The sequence below is a fragment of the Vibrio splendidus genome, from assembly GCF_003345295.1.
In the GTDB taxonomy this organism is placed as follows: domain Bacteria; phylum Pseudomonadota; class Gammaproteobacteria; order Enterobacterales; family Vibrionaceae; genus Vibrio; species Vibrio splendidus_K.
Window position 1 is genome coordinate 975919 of sequence record NZ_CP031056.1, and the last position, 18014, is coordinate 993932.

General features: G+C 43.6%; 16 protein-coding genes. 13 read left to right on the top strand and 3 right to left on the bottom strand.

Features of this window, described 5'->3' with window-relative positions; genetic code table 11:
* The first annotated feature begins 218 nt into the window (after nucleotides 1–218).
* From hmpA to DUN60_RS20010, 7 genes are all read left to right on the top strand, one after another.
* A complete protein-coding gene (gene hmpA, locus DUN60_RS19980) occupies nucleotides 219–1415 on the top strand; it encodes an NO-inducible flavohemoprotein (RefSeq protein WP_114635216.1) in 1197 nt (398 codons plus the stop codon).
* Between the two features lie 420 nt (nucleotides 1416–1835).
* Complete coding sequence (locus DUN60_RS19985; RefSeq protein WP_114635217.1) at nucleotides 1836–2849, top strand: LacI family DNA-binding transcriptional regulator; 1014 nt, start codon at nucleotides 1836–1838, stop codon at nucleotides 2847–2849.
* 23 nt (nucleotides 2850–2872) lie between these two features.
* On the top strand, nucleotides 2873–3910 hold the full coding sequence (locus DUN60_RS19990) for an ABC transporter substrate-binding protein (RefSeq protein WP_114635218.1): 1038 nt from the start codon (nucleotides 2873–2875) through the stop codon (nucleotides 3908–3910).
* 48 nt (nucleotides 3911–3958) lie between these two features.
* On the top strand, nucleotides 3959–4771 hold the full coding sequence (locus tag DUN60_RS19995) for an ABC transporter permease (protein WP_114635768.1): 813 nt from the start codon (nucleotides 3959–3961) through the stop codon (nucleotides 4769–4771).
* 2 nt (nucleotides 4772–4773) lie between these two features.
* A complete protein-coding gene (locus DUN60_RS20000) occupies nucleotides 4774–5562 on the top strand; it encodes an ABC transporter permease (RefSeq protein ID WP_114635219.1) in 789 nt (262 codons plus the stop codon).
* A gap of 13 nt (nucleotides 5563–5575) precedes the next feature.
* On the top strand, nucleotides 5576–6658 hold the full coding sequence (locus DUN60_RS20005; RefSeq protein ID WP_114635220.1) for an ABC transporter ATP-binding protein: 1083 nt from the start codon (nucleotides 5576–5578) through the stop codon (nucleotides 6656–6658).
* A 4-nt stretch (nucleotides 6659–6662) separates the two neighbouring features.
* Entirely contained in the window at nucleotides 6663–7478 is an 816-nt protein-coding gene (locus DUN60_RS20010; RefSeq protein WP_114635221.1) for a phosphodiesterase, read from the top strand.
* A gap of 136 nt (nucleotides 7479–7614) precedes the next feature.
* Here the strand turns inward: DUN60_RS20010 and DUN60_RS20015 are convergent, their stop codons facing one another.
* Both DUN60_RS20015 and clcA read right to left on the bottom strand, forming a co-directional pair.
* Nucleotides 7615–8595: a TDT family transporter gene (locus DUN60_RS20015; protein WP_208638371.1), complete on the bottom strand. Its 981-nt coding sequence runs from the start codon at nucleotides 8593–8595 to the stop codon at nucleotides 7615–7617.
* A 287-nt stretch (nucleotides 8596–8882) separates the two neighbouring features.
* Nucleotides 8883–10289, bottom strand: a complete 1407-nt coding sequence (clcA, locus tag DUN60_RS20020) for a H(+)/Cl(-) exchange transporter ClcA (protein WP_114635223.1) — start codon at nucleotides 10287–10289, stop codon at nucleotides 8883–8885.
* Nucleotides 10290–10861: 572 nt separating this feature from the next.
* Here clcA and DUN60_RS20025 point away from each other — a divergent pair.
* The 3 genes from DUN60_RS20025 (at nucleotide 10862) to DUN60_RS20035 (ending at nucleotide 14099) form a co-directional block, all read left to right on the top strand.
* Nucleotides 10862–11845, top strand: coding sequence for a CobW family GTP-binding protein (locus DUN60_RS20025; RefSeq protein WP_114635224.1), 984 nt, complete (start codon nucleotides 10862–10864; stop codon nucleotides 11843–11845).
* A 182-nt stretch (nucleotides 11846–12027) separates the two neighbouring features.
* The gene (locus DUN60_RS20030; protein WP_012600498.1) at nucleotides 12028–13314 is read left to right on the top strand and encodes a DEAD/DEAH box helicase; all 1287 of its coding nucleotides are present in this window, start codon (nucleotides 12028–12030) and stop codon (nucleotides 13312–13314) included.
* 164 nt (nucleotides 13315–13478) lie between these two features.
* The gene (locus tag DUN60_RS20035; RefSeq protein ID WP_004731394.1) at nucleotides 13479–14099 is read left to right on the top strand and encodes a LysE family translocator; all 621 of its coding nucleotides are present in this window, start codon (nucleotides 13479–13481) and stop codon (nucleotides 14097–14099) included.
* A 218-nt stretch (nucleotides 14100–14317) separates the two neighbouring features.
* Here the strand turns inward: DUN60_RS20035 and DUN60_RS20040 are convergent, their stop codons facing one another.
* A complete protein-coding gene (locus DUN60_RS20040; protein ID WP_114635225.1) occupies nucleotides 14318–16345 on the bottom strand; it encodes a PhoX family protein in 2028 nt (675 codons plus the stop codon).
* 250 nt (nucleotides 16346–16595) lie between these two features.
* On the opposite strand from DUN60_RS20040, the gene DUN60_RS20045 reads away from it, so the two are divergent.
* The 3 genes from DUN60_RS20045 (at nucleotide 16596) to DUN60_RS20050 (ending at nucleotide 18008) form a co-directional block, all read left to right on the top strand.
* The gene (locus DUN60_RS20045) at nucleotides 16596–16937 is read left to right on the top strand and encodes a YggL 50S ribosome-binding family protein (RefSeq protein WP_004731398.1); all 342 of its coding nucleotides are present in this window, start codon (nucleotides 16596–16598) and stop codon (nucleotides 16935–16937) included.
* Nucleotides 16938–17191: 254 nt separating this feature from the next.
* Nucleotides 17192–17332, top strand: coding sequence for a hypothetical protein (locus DUN60_RS24610; RefSeq protein WP_167409374.1), 141 nt, complete (start codon nucleotides 17192–17194; stop codon nucleotides 17330–17332).
* On the top strand, nucleotides 17325–18008 hold the full coding sequence (locus DUN60_RS20050) for a spondin domain-containing protein (RefSeq protein ID WP_114635226.1): 684 nt from the start codon (nucleotides 17325–17327) through the stop codon (nucleotides 18006–18008). Before DUN60_RS24610 ends, DUN60_RS20050 begins: the two co-directional genes overlap by 8 nt.
* The last annotated feature ends 6 nt before the right edge of the window (nucleotides 18009–18014 follow it).

The following is an 18014-nucleotide window of genomic DNA, read 5'->3' on the forward strand; positions in this document are numbered from 1 at the left end:
CCGTTTGTGCTATGTGTCCATTACGTGTTGTCTATATGACTGAATAACTGACCTATAGTTGATTTGAATCAATTAATGCCCATTTATCAGTCCACGTGATTCTCATAAAAAATGCAGTCAGAGAGCTCATTGAGAATGAATTGGTATAAAGTCATCTTTAAATAAAACTAGTCAATTTGACTCAAGTGGTCAAAAGACTAAGTGTTCGGAGTAAATCAATGCTAAACAATCTACATATCAACATCATCAAATCGACGATTCCTCTTTTAGAAAGCGCAGGCCCTGCTTTAACTCAACACTTCTATCAACGTATGTTCACGCATAACCCTGAATTGAAAGATATCTTCAATATGACTCACCAAAGAACAGGTCGCCAAGGTGTGGCACTGTTTGAAGCTATCGCGGCTTATGCTAAAAATATTGAAAACCTAGCGGCGCTAACCACCGCGGTTGAACGTATTGCACAGAAACACACAAGCTTTAACATTCAACCAGAGCACTACCAAATTGTTGGTTTGCACCTGATTGAAACACTACGTGAACTAGCCGCTGATGCGTTTACTCCAGAAGTGGAAGAAGCATGGACAGCCGCTTACCTATTCTTAGCGCAAGTATTCATCGATCGTGAAGCTGAACTTTACCTACAGCGTAAGCAAGCTGTTGGTGGTTGGGAAGCAGCGCGTGCGTTTGTGATTGCAGACAAGATCGAAGAGTCAGCGCTAGTAACTAGCTTTATTCTTCAGCCAAAAGACGGCGGTGAAGTTCTGGATTACACGCCAGGTCAATACATTGGTATCGAAGTGAAACCAGAAGGCTCTCAATACAGCGAAATTCGTCAATATTCTCTGTCTGATAAGCCAAACGGCAAACAATACCGCATCTCTGTTAAACGTGAAGGGCAAGGCCAAGATACACAAGGTGTTGTATCTAACCACCTACACGATACCGTTGCTATCGGCGATGAAGTTAGCCTATACGCACCAGCGGGTGACTTTATGTACCAAGAACGCAGCAAGCCAGTAACGCTTATCTCTGCGGGTGTTGGTGTAACGCCAATGCAGTCTATGCTTGAGTTCCTGAACAACGAGCAGAAAAACGAACCGGTTCTTTACCTTCATGCTTGTGAAAACGTAGGCCAACACTCTTTCACGACTCGTGTAAAAGACATTGTTGCCGACAAAGGTTGGTCAGCGAAAACGTGGTACATGAACAAAGACGAGTCTGCATGTGAGAACACACATGAAGGTCAAATGGATCTAGCGTCAATCTCTGATACTAACGGCTTTGAAGAGAGCGACTTCTACATCTGTGGTCCTGTTGGCTTTATGAAGAACATCGTAGAGCAGTTAGACGCACTTAAAGTGGATCGTTCACGCGTACATTACGAAGTATTTGGCCCACACGCTGACTTCTAAGATCTCCCAGCAGGTCTAGTAATACTCGCCTGATCGATTAACAACCTTGCCTATTCAAAGGTCTCACATTGTGAGACCTTTTTCCGTTTTCATCCCTTCAAATAGTGTTGGTCATGACTATGTAACCTGCGATTTGAATTGGTCGCAGCAATCCCAAATTTTATTTAGTCGAATCGTATTACGCTGATCTTATTGACCTACATCTCTTAAATGACTTTTTTCATTCGAAATAAATCATTAGAAAATCCGTGTTATTGAATGAAACAAATTTGTTTCATAAATCAAAGTGACGCCATTTGCTTCGAAGGTGCTTTTAACGTTGGTTAAAAGTGTAGATATTGCCTAATTTCATTAATAAAACTGTCACACCTGTCATCTAGTCTTGCGTTCATCAATTAACGGGATGAGTAGGGATAACGAGTGAATATCAAGGATGTGGCAGTTCTCGCGGGAGTTTCCCCAGCGACAGTCTCTCGATTCGTTAACACACCAGAATCTGTGGCTTCTGCTACAGCTCAAAAGATCGAGCGTGTCATCGATACAACCGGTTATCGAATAGACAGGAAGTCGCGTGCTCTTGAGTTCAATAAAAACCCAACGATTGGCGTATTGATTCCGAGCTTATTGAATCCTGTATTTTCAGAAGTTGTTGCAGGTATTCAGCAGCGTGCTCGGCATTTTGGCTACTCGACTATAGTGCTGGACACTCAATATGATAGTGAACAAGAACAACAAGCAGCTATCGATCTGATCCGTCAAAGAGTGGAAGGTGTGATCTTAACGATAGCCGACGTGTCTGATAATGCTGCACTCGAATTATTACGCAGTTTTAAGTTTCCTTATTGTTTGCTTCACAACCAATCTGTTGAAAATGAACCTTGTATCTACGTTGATAACTATCAGGCAGGCAAGGATGTTGCACAGAAAATTCTAGAATATGGCCATACAAAGATAGGAATGATTACAGGGCACTTCGCCTCATCCGACCGAGCAAAAAAACGTTATGAAGGATTCAAACAAGGTCTCTATGAGAAGGGTGTTGAATTAAACCTGCTTCTTGAAGTAGACCAAAACAAACTTGTTCCGTTCACTGACTCTGAGATGAGGTTACTAAGTGGTGAGTGTGGTCCTACGGTTTGGTTTTGCAGCAATGATTTGCTCGCGCTAAAAACAATAAATGCATTGAAGAGTAAAAGTAGACGAATCCCAGAAGACGTTTCAGTTGTGGGTTTTGATGGTATGGGGCTTGGGCAGTTGGTTTGCCCTAGCTTGGCGACGGTTGCTGTTCCACATGTCGATATGGGAAAAATGGCTGTCGATATTTTGTTTAATACGAAAGCTGGCTCAATCGCACAGCGTGAATTTTCGCTGAAATATGAATTACAAATGGAGGGATCGCTTGGTGCGGTTCCGGTTATCACCCAATTTAGTTAACGGACGATTTGTTGGAGAACATAATGACACAACATCATTTAATACAAGCTGGAAAGTTATCAAAAATGAGAAAACTAGCTAGCTTATTCATTGGCTTTGCTGGAGTCGCTTTTCAGGCTCAGGCATCCAATGCTATTTGTTACAACTGTCCGCCAGAATGGGCGAACTGGGGGGGGCAACTTCAGTTGATCAATAAAGAGCTAGGAATACGAGTTCCTATGGACAACAAGAACTCAGGCCAGTCCTTATCCCAACTCGTGGCAGAAAAGAATAGCCCAGTTGCTGACGTGGTTTATTACGGTGTTTCTTTCGGTATTAATGCGACAGAGCAAGGTGTTGTAGACGCTTATAAACCAAAGAATTGGGAGAAGATACCTGAAGGCATGAAAGATCCTAATGGGAACTGGTTTGCTATTCACTCAGGTACGATTGGCTTTTTTGTAAACGTAGACGCACTTGATGGTGCTGACGTACCGACAAGTTGGGAAGACCTTTTAAAACCTGAATATCGTGGGATGGTGGGGTACTTAGACCCAACGAGTGCCTTTGTTGGCTACGCGAGTGCGGTAGCGGTGAATGAAGCCATGGGAGGGAGTATTGATAATTTTGCCCCAGCAATTGAATATTTCAAGAAGTTGGCTACTAACCGTCCAATAGTTCCTAGACAAACCTCTTATGCTCGTGTGATTTCTGGAGAGATTCCAATCTTAATCGATTATGACTTCAATGCGTATCGTGCCAAATACAATGACTTTACTAATGCTGCCTTTGTTATTCCTAAGGAAGGCTCAATTGCTGTTCCCTATGTAATGAGTAAAGTGAAGAACTCTCCAAACTCAGAAAATGCCCAGAAGATTTTAGACTTTGTATTGTCAGATAAAGGCCAACAACTGTGGGCTGAAGCATACTTACGCCCGGTTATCGATGGCGTTATGAGTGAAGAGGCACAGAGTAAATTTCTTCCTGCAACAGAGTATGAACGAGTTGGGTCTGTAGACTTTACAAAAATGTCCGAAAATCAGTCTACGTTTGCGGATATGTATATCCGAGAAGTGAATTAATAGCTTATCAAAATGTTGGATGGCGGGGTTAAGCCCGCCAATATCTCTATGAAAAATAATCGTATTTCCTTATTTCTGATTTTACCAGCCATCATCGTTAGCTGTGCATTTTTTTTATTGCCTGTCGCCCAGCTAATCAAGGTGTCGTTAGTGGATGGTGGCGCTATAAGTTATTGGCATATTTTAACCAGACCTATTTATTTCAAGAGTCTGGTATCGACGGTTGGACTCTCTGTTCTTGTGACTTTAGTTAGTTTAACGATAGCGACCATCACAGGACTATTTTTAACTCGCTATGAATTTAAAGGTAAACAGCTCTTGGTTGCGATGTTGAGCTTTCCACTGGCCTTCCCGGGCGTTGTTATTGGATTTTTTGTCATCATGCTTGCGGGAAGGCAAGGGCTCTTTGCCCAGTTAGGGCTGATGTTAACGGGTGATCGTTGGATGTTCGCATACACAATGGCAGGGCTATTCTTGGGCTATTTATATTTTTCTATTCCCCGCGTGGTTTTGACAGTAATGGGAACGGCTGAAAAGCTTGATCATAACCTACTTGAAGCCGGTCGTTCATTAGGTGCAAATCGTTGGCAGATCTTTAAGGATGTGACACTTCCTGCTCTAACCCCAGGGTTAATTTCCTCGGGTTCGATATGTTTTGCTACGTCAATGGGCGCATTTGGTACCGCGTTTACGTTGGCAACGAACATCAACGTTCTTCCTATGACGATATATACAGAATTTACGCTCAATGCCAATTTTGCCATGGCAGCGGCGCTGAGCTTGATCCTTGGTTTAGTTACTTGGATTTGTTTAGCGTTGGCGAAGCGTCATGGTAACGCATCAGTTGCGATGGGGGGCTAATCATGAAGAAAGACAAATACTTCTACATTCAACTTCTATTCACACTGACCGTCTGCGCATTCTTGATTGTGCCCGTATTTATGTCGGTAGTCGCTGGCCTTACAAATAACTATTTTGTCGGTATTAAAAGCGGATTTACGTTTAGGTGGGTTGAACAGGTATGGGCATTGTACTCAGATACTATTTGGCTAACTTTGCAAATAGCTATCGCTACCACGCTAATTAATGTTGTCGTAGGTGTGCCTTGTGCTTACGTACTTGCGAAAAGTAAAAGTAGATGGGCTTCTATTTTTGACGAGCTACTTACACTACCCATTGCAATTCCGGGGATGGCTATTTCGTTAGGTTTAATTCTAGCCTATGGAGGATTCACTGACTTCCGATCAAGTTGGATGTTTATTCTCGTTGGACATGTGATTTTTACACTGCCGTTCATGGTTAAGTCGGTGCTGTCAATTTTGCAGAGCATTAATTTCCGTGTTCTTGAGGAAGGAGCCGCAAGTCTTGGCGCGACTTTTTGGCAGCGATTTTTTGATGTGATAATTCCCAACTGCAAGGCCGGTATTGTCGCAGGCATGTTGATGACTCTCACTTTGTCAATTGGTGAATTTAACCTGACATGGATGCTACACACGCCATTAACTAAGACTTTACCAGTGGGTTTAGCTGACTCATACGCTTCAATGAGGCTTGAAATTAGCTCGGCTTACACACTAATTTTCCTTTGTTTAATCCTCCCTCTATTGGTCTTGGCTCAAGCATTGAACAAGAAACCAGTGACAAATAATTAAGATCAAAATCAATATGTTAGAACAGCAAAATGGCGTAGAAATTTCGCTAAACAATATTACGAAGACATTTCCAGATGGCACACTGGCGCTGAAGCCAACGAGCCTAAAAATCGAGGCGGGCGAAATCTTAGTTTTGCTTGGACCATCAGGATGCGGAAAAACAACCACATTACGTATGATTGCGGGCTTAGAGTTTGCTGATGACAACGGTGGAACCATTGTGTTTGGTGACCACGATGTTACTGGTTTGCCTATCGAGAAGCGTAAAGTGGGGATGGTATTTCAGTCTTATGCGCTATTCCCAAATATGAATGTAAGTGAAAATATCACTTATGGTTTGAAAGTTCGTGGTGTTGGTGAGTCTGAACGAGCAGGAAGACTCAAAGAAATGCTTAAGATGTTCGATTTGGAAAAGTATGCCAGTCGAAACGTACATCAGCTTTCTGGCGGACAGCGTCAACGTGTTGCGTTAGCTAGGGCTATCATTACTGAACCTGATGTCCTTTTACTGGATGAACCGTTATCCGCGTTAGATGCTCTACTGAAGCAAAGGTTGCGCGGCGATATCCGAGACCTTCTAAAAAGGTTGGGAATAACAGCGGTTTATGTGACTCATGATCAAGAAGAGGCAATGGCTATGGGCGATAGAATTGCAGTTTTAGACCATGGAGAAATTGCACAAATTGGCTCAGCAAAAGATATCTATTTGAGTCCGGTTAACAATTTTGTTGCCGATTTCATTGGTCAAATGAACCGTCTCGGAGGACAAGTGAGTGAGGGATGCCTGTTATTGGATACATGTAAGCAGATTATTTTGCCCGATCAGGTTCTCGCACAAGTATCTACTCACAAAGAAATTAGCGTAATGCTAAGGCCTGAAGATATTTTATTAACGGAAGTGACTGATAAAAACAACGGACTAACGGCAACGGTTATTAGTACGGTCTTTCTTGGTGATCGTACACGTGTCACTCTCTCTGGGGTACAGAAAATGAGCACTTTGATGGTTGATTGCTTTGCGCGCGTTGATTACCAAACTGGTCAAGTTGTCGCGGTCTCTTTTGCCCCTGAACGGCTCATCCCTTTGAAGAAGTAATACCATGTTAATTGCACAACTGACAGACTTGCACATCAAGCAGGGTGGCAAGCGCGCCTATAAGAAAGTCGATACGTTGAAATGTTTGTATGATGCCGTCAATCATATCAATGCCTTACATCCAAAACCTGATTGTGTTGTGGTGACGGGAGACTTGGGTGATTTCGGAGTGCCTGAAGAGTATCAATTGATCAATAAGGCTCTCGCAGAATTTGAAATGCCATTGTATGTTATTCCTGGGAACCATGATGATAGACACAATCTGCGTCAGGGATTGTCGAATCTTGTTTCATTTGATCACGATGAATATTGTAATTTTGTCGTAGATATCCATGACGAAGTACTTATTGGCTTAGACACTTCGGTCCTTGGTAAACCTTATGGATATTTAGCAGCGGATACTTTGGAATGGCTTAGTTTGGTATTAGAGCAATATCGAGATAGGCCAATAATGTTGTTCATCCATCACCCACCGATGGCCGTAGGTTTAAATCATATGGATGTGCAGAACTTGCAGAATGCTGATGAATTTTACGAAATAATTAAGCCTTTTAGCAATATCTTGGGTATTTGTGCTGGCCACCTACATCGACCAATTACGGCAGTTTGGAATTCAATTCCAGTTTGGGTGGGGCCTTCTCATAGTCATTCAGTCACATTAGATCTGGATCCAAAGGCAAACTCGTCATTTTCATTAGAACCTAAAGCTATACAGCTTCTGACCATAGCTGAGGATTCTGTGGTTTCTCATATTAGCTATATAGAAGATAGTGATGGTCCCTATCCATTCTTTGACCAATATGGTGCTTTGATCGATTAAACCATTTCGATCGTAAGTTGATTCAGCGCGAACCAATAACGCCATTTGTTACACGTAACAAATGGCGTTATTTTGGGAGCTAAGAGCTAATTTTTTGTTGGTACAGATAAAACAACTGAGTTTTACCAAGTAAACTCTAAGAACGTTTGACCTTTTTAGACATGTAGTCAGTATCAAAAAACTCCGGCCAGTACATTTTCACGTAACCGCCAGCGACCCAAATAACTAAAATGGTGGCAATAGTTAGTTCAAAGAAACCGAATTTGTGCAGCCAATACCATTGTGGGTATTCTGCGCCGAAAAACGTAGTCAAACGGTGCATAGCTATGGCACTGATCACTGAAGGGAAGGTGACGGCTGCAATCGAAGGTTGGAATTTCAGACGCATCAACCGGATATAACACAGATAGATTAACAGTGTCATGGTGATGGCAATACCTGCCAACGCGCCTGTCAGAATCGGGTCTGGATTGTCGAAGTTAACTAAGTAAGCGGCTAAAGACAGGTTTACAGGAGCCGCCATAATGGCCAGTGTTGGCCTTGCTCGACGAGGAAGGTTTCCTTCGAATACCAAGCGGTACAACACCACTGGCAGCATTAGGAAATAGATACCGATACAAGTGGCCGCAAGTGTTTCTGAAAAAACGGTGTGCCCAAATTGTGTACCTGCTAAGGAGCTGCTGATTAACCCCACCGGATACAGAAACCAACTCGGTACAATGTTCGACATTTTGAAGTTGATGATCTGGAAACTAAAGAACAACACCATCATGGTAAAATGCAACAATAACGCGCAGAACCAGACTGGATAAGCAATGACTGGAGAGATTTCGGCTAGATAGTCACACAGAATTAATAAAGCCATGCTCATCGGTGCCATTAAGCTACCACTTAACGGGTGACGTATATCATTTAAGAAGGTATTAAAACTCGTTAGGTAGCGAAGTAAAACAGGAAGTAATAATAGAGCGCCCAACGAAGCGAGGTAGGGGCGAGTGATTTCACCAATACCTGGTACATATAAAGCCCACGCCTGTCCTAATCCAATTACTCCAAGTGCTAAAGACGCCTGAGATGGCGGCACATTTTTTACTTGGGTTAATCTTCTCCAATTCAACGACTTGCTCCAACTTAATTATTTATAGAATGCGGGTTACTAAAGGTGTATGAGTTAATTATTGAATGTTTGCTCTAGCTAGAGCGTTCAGTTATGCCATCAATAGATGTTAAGAGCACTCAAATAATTTTGAGTGGATGATAGCAAGTTTAACGTTTGCTTTTTTGATTTTGATGCGGAATCGGGACATTAAGCACGAGGAAAGTGTGCTTTATTTTTTTGAGTTATTTGTAATTAACTCACTTTTCGTACTGACGTAGTAAAGGAACTCTATACATTCAAAGTAGTTAACGTACTTCCTCTTGCTGAGGAAGATCTTGCTGTCGTAGCTTTTCGTTCTTAAGCGTACGATTCAACAACTGACTGTAAATCGGCTGACCGCCTAGCATTTGAGCAATGATAACTGCCCCTAAGCAAGTGATGATCAACGGTAGAATGAGATAGTAGTTATTGGTCATTTCAATAACCAATAATATGCCTGTAATGGGTGCTCGAACAGTCGCAGCAAACAAAGCTCCCATACCAGCAATCGCAAACATACCCGGCTCTATATTCAGTTCAGGAAAGAATGCCGCCGCGATAAGCCCAAACGCGTAACCAAAGAGTGTTCCTAGAGCAAGCATTGGTGCAAAGATACCACCCGGTGCACCAGAGCCGAAACAAAGTAGCGTGGTGAGCACGCGGCCTAGAAAGATTAACAGCAGCACGTTTGCGCTGTAGTTGCCATTAGTGATGTTCGGGATGATACCAATACCACCGCCAGTCAACTCCGGTATATAGAGCAGCAATAAGCCAAAGCAACCGCCCAACAGGGAGCCTGTCATTAAGTAGCGTTTACGGTCATTCTTGTGTATTGCCACAAAAAGGTCTTGCGAAAGTGTAATCAGCTTATTGAAAATCACACCAAACAGGCCGAACAACACGCCTAACAACAAGAACAACCACAGAGCATCCAGTTCAGGCGGTTGGTATTGAGGCATTGTGATAACGGCAGACTGTCCGTTGATTGATCGAAAAACGATGTTGGCTGAAACCGCGGAGATGATGACGGCTTTAATTGAGATGAGTGAGTAGCGAAACTGTGGTCTCATCTCCTCGACTACAAACATGATGCCAGCCAGTGGTGCATTGAATGCGGCGGCTAAACCACCTGCGGCACCCGAAGCTAATAGTGAGTGGCGAGTGTCGTCATCTTTGACTCGAAAGATATCGGTGACCATGCGACCAATACTGCCGCCCATTTGAACGGTTGGTCCTTCTCGACCTAAAACCATACCAGAACCTAATGCGCCCATACCGCCAAAGAATTTTACTGGCAATACTCTCCACCATCGAACAGGGCGCATACCGTCCATCGCCCCTTCAATTTCAGGGATGCCTGAGCCTGCAGCCTCTGGAGCAAAGCGGTGCACGAGGAAATAACCAATAAAGGCAAATGCTGCACTAATTAGGAAAGCGGCGAGCCAAAGGGGTAAATGACTACCGATTTCATCTTTTAGCCAATCGGTACGAGTTTCTGTGATGAAATGAACCGCGACTTCGAAATAGGTACCTACCACACCAGCAAGTACACCAACAATACAAGAAAGAAAGAGAACAGAAGCGGGTGTCTTATCTCTTGAGAGAAATTGATTAATAGCATCCCTTGGCATTTTGGCGAGTAGGGACTGCTTAATTTTCTCTCTTCTGGTCATTGAGATAAGGCTCCTGAATGGGTTAAGGCGGGGTTGTCGTAAATTATACGCGTCCTCTGGATATCCTATAGCAACAAAGATGAAAAGTTGAATTTCATTTATGGAATGCACGTGTTACATAAATGGAATCTATGGGCAATAGTTGAATCGCCGTCACAATTTTGATCGATTCTCTGGTGGTGGCTTGAATATCCTCAAAAATGAACCATAGTTAAATCGTAAAGCAACATAACAAACCGCAAGGAGAAGTGAGGTTTTACACACAATTTGGATGGATTCAGAATAAAGTTTTAGTTCCTCGTTAAATGTTCAGGTCGATATTTAAGGCTTCCTGATTCGCGAACTCACGATTGAGTAACGAGGGTGAGGCGTACTGAGTAAGTACGCCTTTAGTTCGTCTGGAGCGTCCAAACTTCGCATCTACCTATCTATTTACCCTATATTTATTTCTACTCTTATCTATTCTGATTGTATTTTCGCCATATCTCTATTAATGAATCTCAGTATAAACAATCGATTGGGGTCAACTTTTCGGTGATTGAGTATATACTCCCTGAAAAAGGAGAACTGATATGACCAAAAAAGTTCCTACAAACATAATTACGGGTTTTCTGGGTGTCGGTAAAACGACCGCTATTTTGAACCTGCTCAAAAACAAACCTGAGAATGAAAACTGGGCTGTTCTGGTTAATGAATTCGGGGAAATCGGCATTGATGGCGCATTGATGACAGATCAAGGCGCTTTGATTAAAGAAGTGCCGGGTGGCTGCATGTGTTGTACTGCGGGCGTGCCTATGTCGGTGGGCATTAATGCTTTATTGCGCCAAAAGCCAGATCGTTTATTGATTGAGCCTACAGGGCTTGGTCACCCTAAACAGGTTATTGCGACGCTAACTTCAGAGCAATACACACCTTATGTTGATTTAAAAGCGACGCTTGGCTTGGTTGACCCACGAAACCTATCCAATGAAAAATACACCTCGAGTCAGAATTTCAATGATCAACTGGGCAGTGCAGATGTGATTCTTGGTACTAAAGTTGACCTTGTTCATTCTGAAGACATCGATGTGTTCAATGATTGGGTGACGGATCAAACGCCAGCGAAAGTCTTCCATAAGCTAATTCACGATGGTGAAGTGCCATTGGAAGTGTTGGATATTGAAAGAGTATACGGCAGTGCTTCATCTCATATTGAAGCTCACCATCACGATCACGCTGAACAAGAGCCACAATTCCAACTTCCTCCCGGTGAAGCTTTCATCCGCAAAGAGAATAAAGGGCAGGGTTACTTTAGCTGTGGCTGGTTGTTTGGCGCTGAACACAAATTTGATTTTGATGCGCTATTCTCAATGTTGTCTGATTTGACGGCTGAGCGTGTAAAAGCGGTGGTGAATACCGACCAAGGTTGTTACGCATTCAATGTGGCGAATCAAGTTGTATCTGTAAACGAAATTACGCTCGATGGTTTTGAATCTCGACTTGAAGTGATTGACTCACAGCTCATGCCTTGGGGCGATCTCGAGCTGATTCTACTCAAGCTGTGTGGTATCAAATAGCGCTATTTTTACTGTTTGAACTGATGATCTCGGTGTTTACTTCGTTGAAGGTGGGGTAAACACCAGATTAAATGAGAAAGTTTGCGTTATATCACGATAAATGTGAGATAAATCACTCTAATTACTTTATAGTGCTCGGCTGAAATAAGAATGTAGGCTGTCTGCTTAAGGAACCCGTAACAATGTCATTTTCCTCTCAAGGTTTTGCTCCTGAATTAGTCAAAGCGTTGACTGAGTGTGGTTATGAAAAACTCACTCCAATTCAACAAAAAGCGATTCCAATGGCTCGTAAAGGCCATGATATTTTTGCTACTGCTCAAACCGGTACGGGTAAAACAGCGGCATTTTCATTGCCTGTTATCCAACACCTTTTGAACAGCGGTAAAAAGGCGTCTAGAGGAACGGCTCGCGGCCTTATTCTTGCTCCAACTCGTGAGCTTGCTGCGCAGATCGCTCAAAATATTAAAGACTACGTTAAATACACTGAACTAAGCGTTTCAGCGGTTTACGGTGGTAACAAAATGTCTTCACAAGTTCGTCAATTAGAACTGGGTGTGGATATTTTGGTTGCAACACCTGGTCGTTTAGAAGAGCACTTAGAAGCGGGTAACGTGTCTATCGCAAACCTAGAGTTTCTAGTATTTGATGAAGCTGACCGTATCCTTGATATGGGCTTTATCAATGCCGTTCGTAAGATCATGTTGGATGTGGAAACCTCTCCACAAATCATGATGTTCTCAGCTACAACATCAACTCAGTTAAACCAACTGTCTGTTGATATTCTACGTAAACCAAAACGTATCAGTGTTGAGCGTGAAAACTCAACGGCTGCAACTGTTGGTCACGTGGTGTATCCTGTGGACCAAGAACGCAAAACTGAACTGCTTTCTGAGCTTATTGGCCGTAAAAACTGGCGTCAAGTTCTTGTGTTTGTGAACTACAAAGAAACAGCGAATGACGTCGTTAAAGAGCTTAAGCTAGACGGCATTAAAGCGGTACTTTGTCACGGTGATAAAGCGCAAAGCGCTCGTCGTCGTGCTTTGGATGATTTCAAAGAAGGCAGAGCACGTGTGATGGTTGCAACCGACGTTGCGGCTCGTGGTCTTGATATCGAAGACTTACCACACGTAATTAACTACGACATGCCTTTCCTCGCGGAAGATTACGTTCACCGTATTGGCCGTACAGGCCGTGCTGGTAAACAAGGTCATGCGATTTCTTTCGTTAACCGCGAAGAAGAGCTGACTGTTGTTCAAGTTGAAAAACTGATCCAACAACGTATTCGCCGTGTTGAACAGCCGGGTTATGAACCGAAGAAGCGTGATGCTTACATTGAGAAGCTGAACACTAAATCGGCTTACAAAAACCGTCAAGGTCGTAAGAACAACGCGAACGAAGAGCCACAAGATCAAGCAAGCGCTGAACGTCGTTTGACTATGATGAAGCGAATTAAAAACCGTCGTAAGTAATTACGGTTGGTGATTGAAAAGAGCCACTGTTATGTGGCTCTTTTTGTTTGTATTGTTCGCAATATTGGTTATTGTCATCACTACTTCGTTTCAATATCGCTTCGTTTCAAGTCCGATCAAGAAGCAAAAGCTACTAAATAAAAATAAGCCAGTAAGGTAATAATATGGATAGCGCACTACTTTGGGCTTTTATTCCCACGTTTTTCTTTGTCTCAATCACGCCCGGTATGTGTATGACCTTGGCTTTGACACTGGGAATGAGTGTGGGGTACAAGCGTACATTATGGATGATGATCGGTGAGTTGGCTGGTGTCGCTGTAGTTTCTATTGCCGCGGTATTAGGTATTGCTTCTATTATGCTTAACTACCCGTGGCTATTTACGGGCTTCAAATTTGTTGGTGCAGCTTACTTGTTCTATTTAGGCGTTCAGATGTGGCGTTCAAGAGGCAAGTTGGCGATCAGTACTGATAATCAAACAACCAAAGTCAGTAATGATTGGGATTTAGTGGTACAAGGTTTCGTGACAGCGATTGCGAATCCGAAAGGCTGGGCGTTCATGATTTCATTACTGCCTCCTTTCATTAATAGTAATAAAGACTTAGCGCCGCAGTTGTTAATTTTAGTGTCTATTATTCTGGTTTCTGAGTTTGTTTGCATGACTTTATACGCGACAGGCGGAAAGAGCTTAAAGCATATGCTGGGCAAAGCCGATAACGTTAAGTTAATGAACCGTATTGCAGGTACGTTGATGATGGGCGTTGGTGTTTGGTTGTTCGTGAGTTAACTGTGATTAACGGTATTGCGATCAACGATAACGGTGCGTGATTTGGTTTGGGGTGAAGAGCAGTTTACAAAGTCGCAGATCATTAGTTGAATCAAAGATCGTATAGAATTTAAAAAAGAGCGATAGGGCATTTGGCCATATCGCTCTTTTTGATTTTACTTAGCTAGCGAACAGAAACTAGATAACAGAAATGTCTCTGATCTGAGCCTGTCTACGTATTAGACTGCGATTTCACCGCCGTCTTCACGACGAATCACAACGGTAGATGCTCTTGGGCGAACATTGCCTTGAGTTTGAGCCGTTGCATCTTCAGACGATGGCCAGTTAGCTGGATGTTGAATGTTCACAAACAGTGATTTGTAATCTGGGCTAATGGTAAAGCCAGTCACTTCACAACCGTTTGGACCAACAAAGAAGCGTTTGAGCTGTGCTTGGTTGTTTGCATCAATCACCGCGCTGTTGCCGTTGTCATCCGTTAACTGAGACGGAACCACTGCCAGCATTTGGTCATTGGTGTAGCCCGTTACTTCGTCTGCGCCGTTATCTGTCTGAATCCACAAAATGCCACGAGCATCAAACGCTAAGCCGTCAGGGCTCGCGAATTGGTTCATGTCTGTTAGCCCCGAGCGGTTAATAGACTTGTCTTCCACTGCTGGAGAACCGAAGACAAAGATATCCCAATCGAATTCACCTGCGGTTTTGCCTTCATCCCAACGAATAACATGACCGAATTTGTTGTTTACGCGAGGGTTTGCTGAGTTCGCTTCTTTACGCTTGTTGTTATTCGTCAACGTTAGGTAAGCCGTACCTGTCATTGGGTCAACAGAGCACCACTCAGGGCGATCCATTGGCGTTGCGCCTACAAGGTCGGCTGCGCCTGCGGTATTAATGATAAGTGCTGCTTGAGAATCAAATGAATCACCTAGCTTGCCGCCGTTTGTGGTCTTACTGCTCAGAGTCAGTGGTAGCCAAGTACCTGAACCATCATCATTGAACTTAGCCACATACAGGGTGCCCTTGTCCATGTACTTGTCCCCCGCGTTTAGACGATTGCTTGGCTCTGCATCGCGTGCGTCCCATTTCTCTTCAGAAACGAATTTGTACAGGTATTCAAAGCGAGAGTCGTGACCAGAGTAGAACACGATTGGCTCGCCTTCGGTTAACTTACCGAACGTACAGCCTTCATGGCGGAAACAACCCAGTGCAGAACGTTTCTTAGCGCGAGAGTTCGCTGTGTATGGGTCGATTTCAACAATGTAGCCGTGACCATGTGCTTCGTTACGGTAGTCGTCCATCGGTGAATCAGCGCTTGGTGTTACATCAAAGCGTGCAAACTCGTCTAAGCGTTCTTGTTTGTTACCTGAAAGCGTGTCCCAACCGTAACGTGTTTTGTCGGTTGCGATACCAATACGTTCTTGTGCTGGCGTTGTTTCGCCTTTGTTCACGAAGTAACCCGGCCAGTTCTCTTCACACGTTAGGTAAGTGCCCCATGGCGTGAAGCCATTACCACAGTTGTTCAGTGTGCCACGAGCTTGGCTGCCGTCTTGTGAGAACTTGGTCTTGGTAAATTCACTGTGAGCTACAGGGCCAGACAGATCCATTACTGTAGCGCCCGTGTAGCGGCGATTCAGTGGATCGTTATCGACCATCACCCATTGGTTACCTTCTAGTTTCACGCGAACCACACTCACGCCGTGCGCGTTGATCTCTTTGCGTACTTCATCAAGGCTAGGGCGGTTGCCTTCATCGTATGTTGGACCATTAGCGTGCAGCGCTTTTTGGTCGATGTATTCGTGGTTGATCACCAATAAGCCATCATTGCTGTTGCCATCAAGCGGGAAGAAGTGCATGCCATCGTGATGCATGCCTAATGCGTTGGCTTGATCTTGTGCATTGTTGGTGCCGTCTTTTAACCAAGCATTGCCTTGCTTGTTAAGCGGAGTCCCCCAAGGAACTAATACCTGTGCTGTATAGCCTTTTGGTACAACGACACTGTCTGTCAATGAGCCTTTAACCGATTCGAAGGCAAGTGTTGCAGTGCTTTTTTGTGCGCCCGTTGCTTGCATTGTCGCAGCGTTAGCCGTGCTGTGACCCGCCAAACCAAACGCGCCAAATGCGGTCATTGCACTGATGCCTAAACCGCCTTTCAGAATGTTTCTTCTTGAAAGGTTCGCATCTAGAACTTCTTCGAAGGGCTTGTTGTTACTCTTGTTAAAACGAGTACTATCAAATGTTTCCTTGCTCATCGGGACTGCTTCCTATTGGCTGAATTTATTATTCGTTATTCATGACTTACCCACTAACTAATGAGTTAATAAGTTGGGTCAATGTGTGACCAATCGTGAAGCAGTTAAGTGACAGATTTTTATAGTTTTGATTAAGGTTTTGTTTCTGCAGCACGATTTTTCCTGTTAAGCCTCTCGTGTAATACAAAACTCTTGGGAATTAACGAGGAACTGTGTATAAATGCTTTATCAAACGAAAAGAGAGACAGTTATGAAATTAGATAAAATCGAAAACAAAAATCGTCGCCTACGCAAGAAGTTATACCTAGGTGAATTCGCTATTTTAGGTTTTGAAGTAAGCTGCACGACTTCGATTGCTGATTTTGACCAATACGATGTGTTCATCGATGAATTTATCGATTTTATCGACAGCATCGGCCTGTGCTTTGGTGGCGGTGGTTTAGAGCTGTTCGAAGGTTTCTTATGTTCTATTGAGCGCTACCGTTCAGTGACAGAAGCAGAGCAACTGCAAGTAGCGCAGTGGCTTGAAGCTCGCGCAGAAGTAAGCAAAGTTGAAGTAAGCGAACTTGTTGACGCAAACTACGCATTCTAAATTGGTGTTGTTCGGCTAGCTCAGTTGGAAGCGAATAGAGTCTTCCAGAGAGAAGCTTTATACATCAGTGAAAGGCCCAGTCGGTATATCGATTGGGCCTTTTTGCGTTTGGTCTACGCTATTCTAGAACCATGGTTTCTTGTGTGACTCTCATTTTTATAACGAGAGTTTCTATTTATATATCAATATCTTATGTCTATTTTTCTGGGTGGTGAGAAGTTTAAAGAAACTTGTGAGAGTTTTATGAGAATTCAATGAAGTTGCTGATAGATTTGATCGCCATTCTTAGAGTCAACAACACCACAATTCGTTCTGGCAAAGGTAACGGTATATCGCTGTTACTCGTTTTGTTGGCAACGATAGGACTCGATAAAGGATGGAATCAAAATGAATAAACGTACTCAAATCAGCTTAGTGATCAGCTCGGCTATGTTGGCCTTCGGAGCGGCTCAAGTTCAGGCTGCTGAGCTTGAAGTCACTGTCACTAATGCAACGAAAGGGATCTACTTTACGCCTATCTTAGCGGCGGCTCATGACTCAAGCCTGTTCATGTTTAGAACGGGTGAAACTGCTTCTGCGGAACTAGAATCGATGGCCGAAGGTGGCGATATTTCAGGTTTATCTGGTGTCATTGCTAACGCGGGCGGCGTGGTGGTTGAAAATCCAGCCGGCGGAATTCTCAATCCGGGCGTCGCAACTACATTTAATATCGACACTGGTGATTTAGCTTATTTGTCATTGGGTGCAATGCTGCTGCCAACCAACGACGGTTTTGTTGGCTTAGACAGTTGGAAAATCCCAACTCAAGCGGGCACCTACAAAGCGACCCTCAATGGCTATGACGCAGGTACAGAAGCCAATGATGAGCTGGCGGGCAGCATGCCGAACCCTCCATTCATTACCTTTGGCGCTGGTGGCTCTGGTGTAGAAACTGCAGTATCAAACGCTAAGGTTCATATTCATCCGGGTAACATTGGTGATAGTGACGCGGCGGGCGGTATCAGTGACCTCGATAGCAGTAGTCATCGTTGGTTAAACCCTGTTGCAACTATCACCATTGTTGTGAAGTAAGGGGGA

Excerpts from the sequence above, each read along its gene's own strand:
- DUN60_RS20030 (WP_012600498.1), top strand. The coding sequence starts at position 12,028 with ATGTCATTTTCCTCTCAAGGTTTTGCTCCTGAATTAGTCAAAGCGTTG.
- DUN60_RS20000 (WP_114635219.1), top strand. The coding sequence starts at position 4,774 with ATGAAGAAAGACAAATACTTCTACATTCAACTTCTATTCACACTGACC.
- clcA (WP_114635223.1), bottom strand. The coding sequence starts at position 10,289 with ATGACCAGAAGAGAGAAAATTAAGCAGTCCCTACTCGCCAAAATGCCA.
- DUN60_RS20025 (WP_114635224.1), top strand. The coding sequence starts at position 10,862 with ATGACCAAAAAAGTTCCTACAAACATAATTACGGGTTTTCTGGGTGTC.
- DUN60_RS20010 (WP_114635221.1), top strand. The coding sequence starts at position 6,663 with ATGTTAATTGCACAACTGACAGACTTGCACATCAAGCAGGGTGGCAAG.
- DUN60_RS20045 (WP_004731398.1), top strand. The coding sequence starts at position 16,596 with ATGAAATTAGATAAAATCGAAAACAAAAATCGTCGCCTACGCAAGAAG.
- hmpA (WP_114635216.1), top strand. The coding sequence starts at position 219 with ATGCTAAACAATCTACATATCAACATCATCAAATCGACGATTCCTCTT.
- DUN60_RS19990 (WP_114635218.1), top strand. The coding sequence starts at position 2,873 with ATGACACAACATCATTTAATACAAGCTGGAAAGTTATCAAAAATGAGA.
- DUN60_RS24610 (WP_167409374.1), top strand. The coding sequence starts at position 17,192 with ATGAAGTTGCTGATAGATTTGATCGCCATTCTTAGAGTCAACAACACC.
- DUN60_RS20040 (WP_114635225.1), bottom strand. The coding sequence starts at position 16,345 with ATGAGCAAGGAAACATTTGATAGTACTCGTTTTAACAAGAGTAACAAC.
- DUN60_RS20035 (WP_004731394.1), top strand. The coding sequence starts at position 13,479 with ATGGATAGCGCACTACTTTGGGCTTTTATTCCCACGTTTTTCTTTGTC.
- DUN60_RS20005 (WP_114635220.1), top strand. The coding sequence starts at position 5,576 with ATGTTAGAACAGCAAAATGGCGTAGAAATTTCGCTAAACAATATTACG.
- DUN60_RS20050 (WP_114635226.1), top strand. The coding sequence starts at position 17,325 with ATGAATAAACGTACTCAAATCAGCTTAGTGATCAGCTCGGCTATGTTG.
- DUN60_RS19995 (WP_114635768.1), top strand. The coding sequence starts at position 3,959 with ATGAAAAATAATCGTATTTCCTTATTTCTGATTTTACCAGCCATCATC.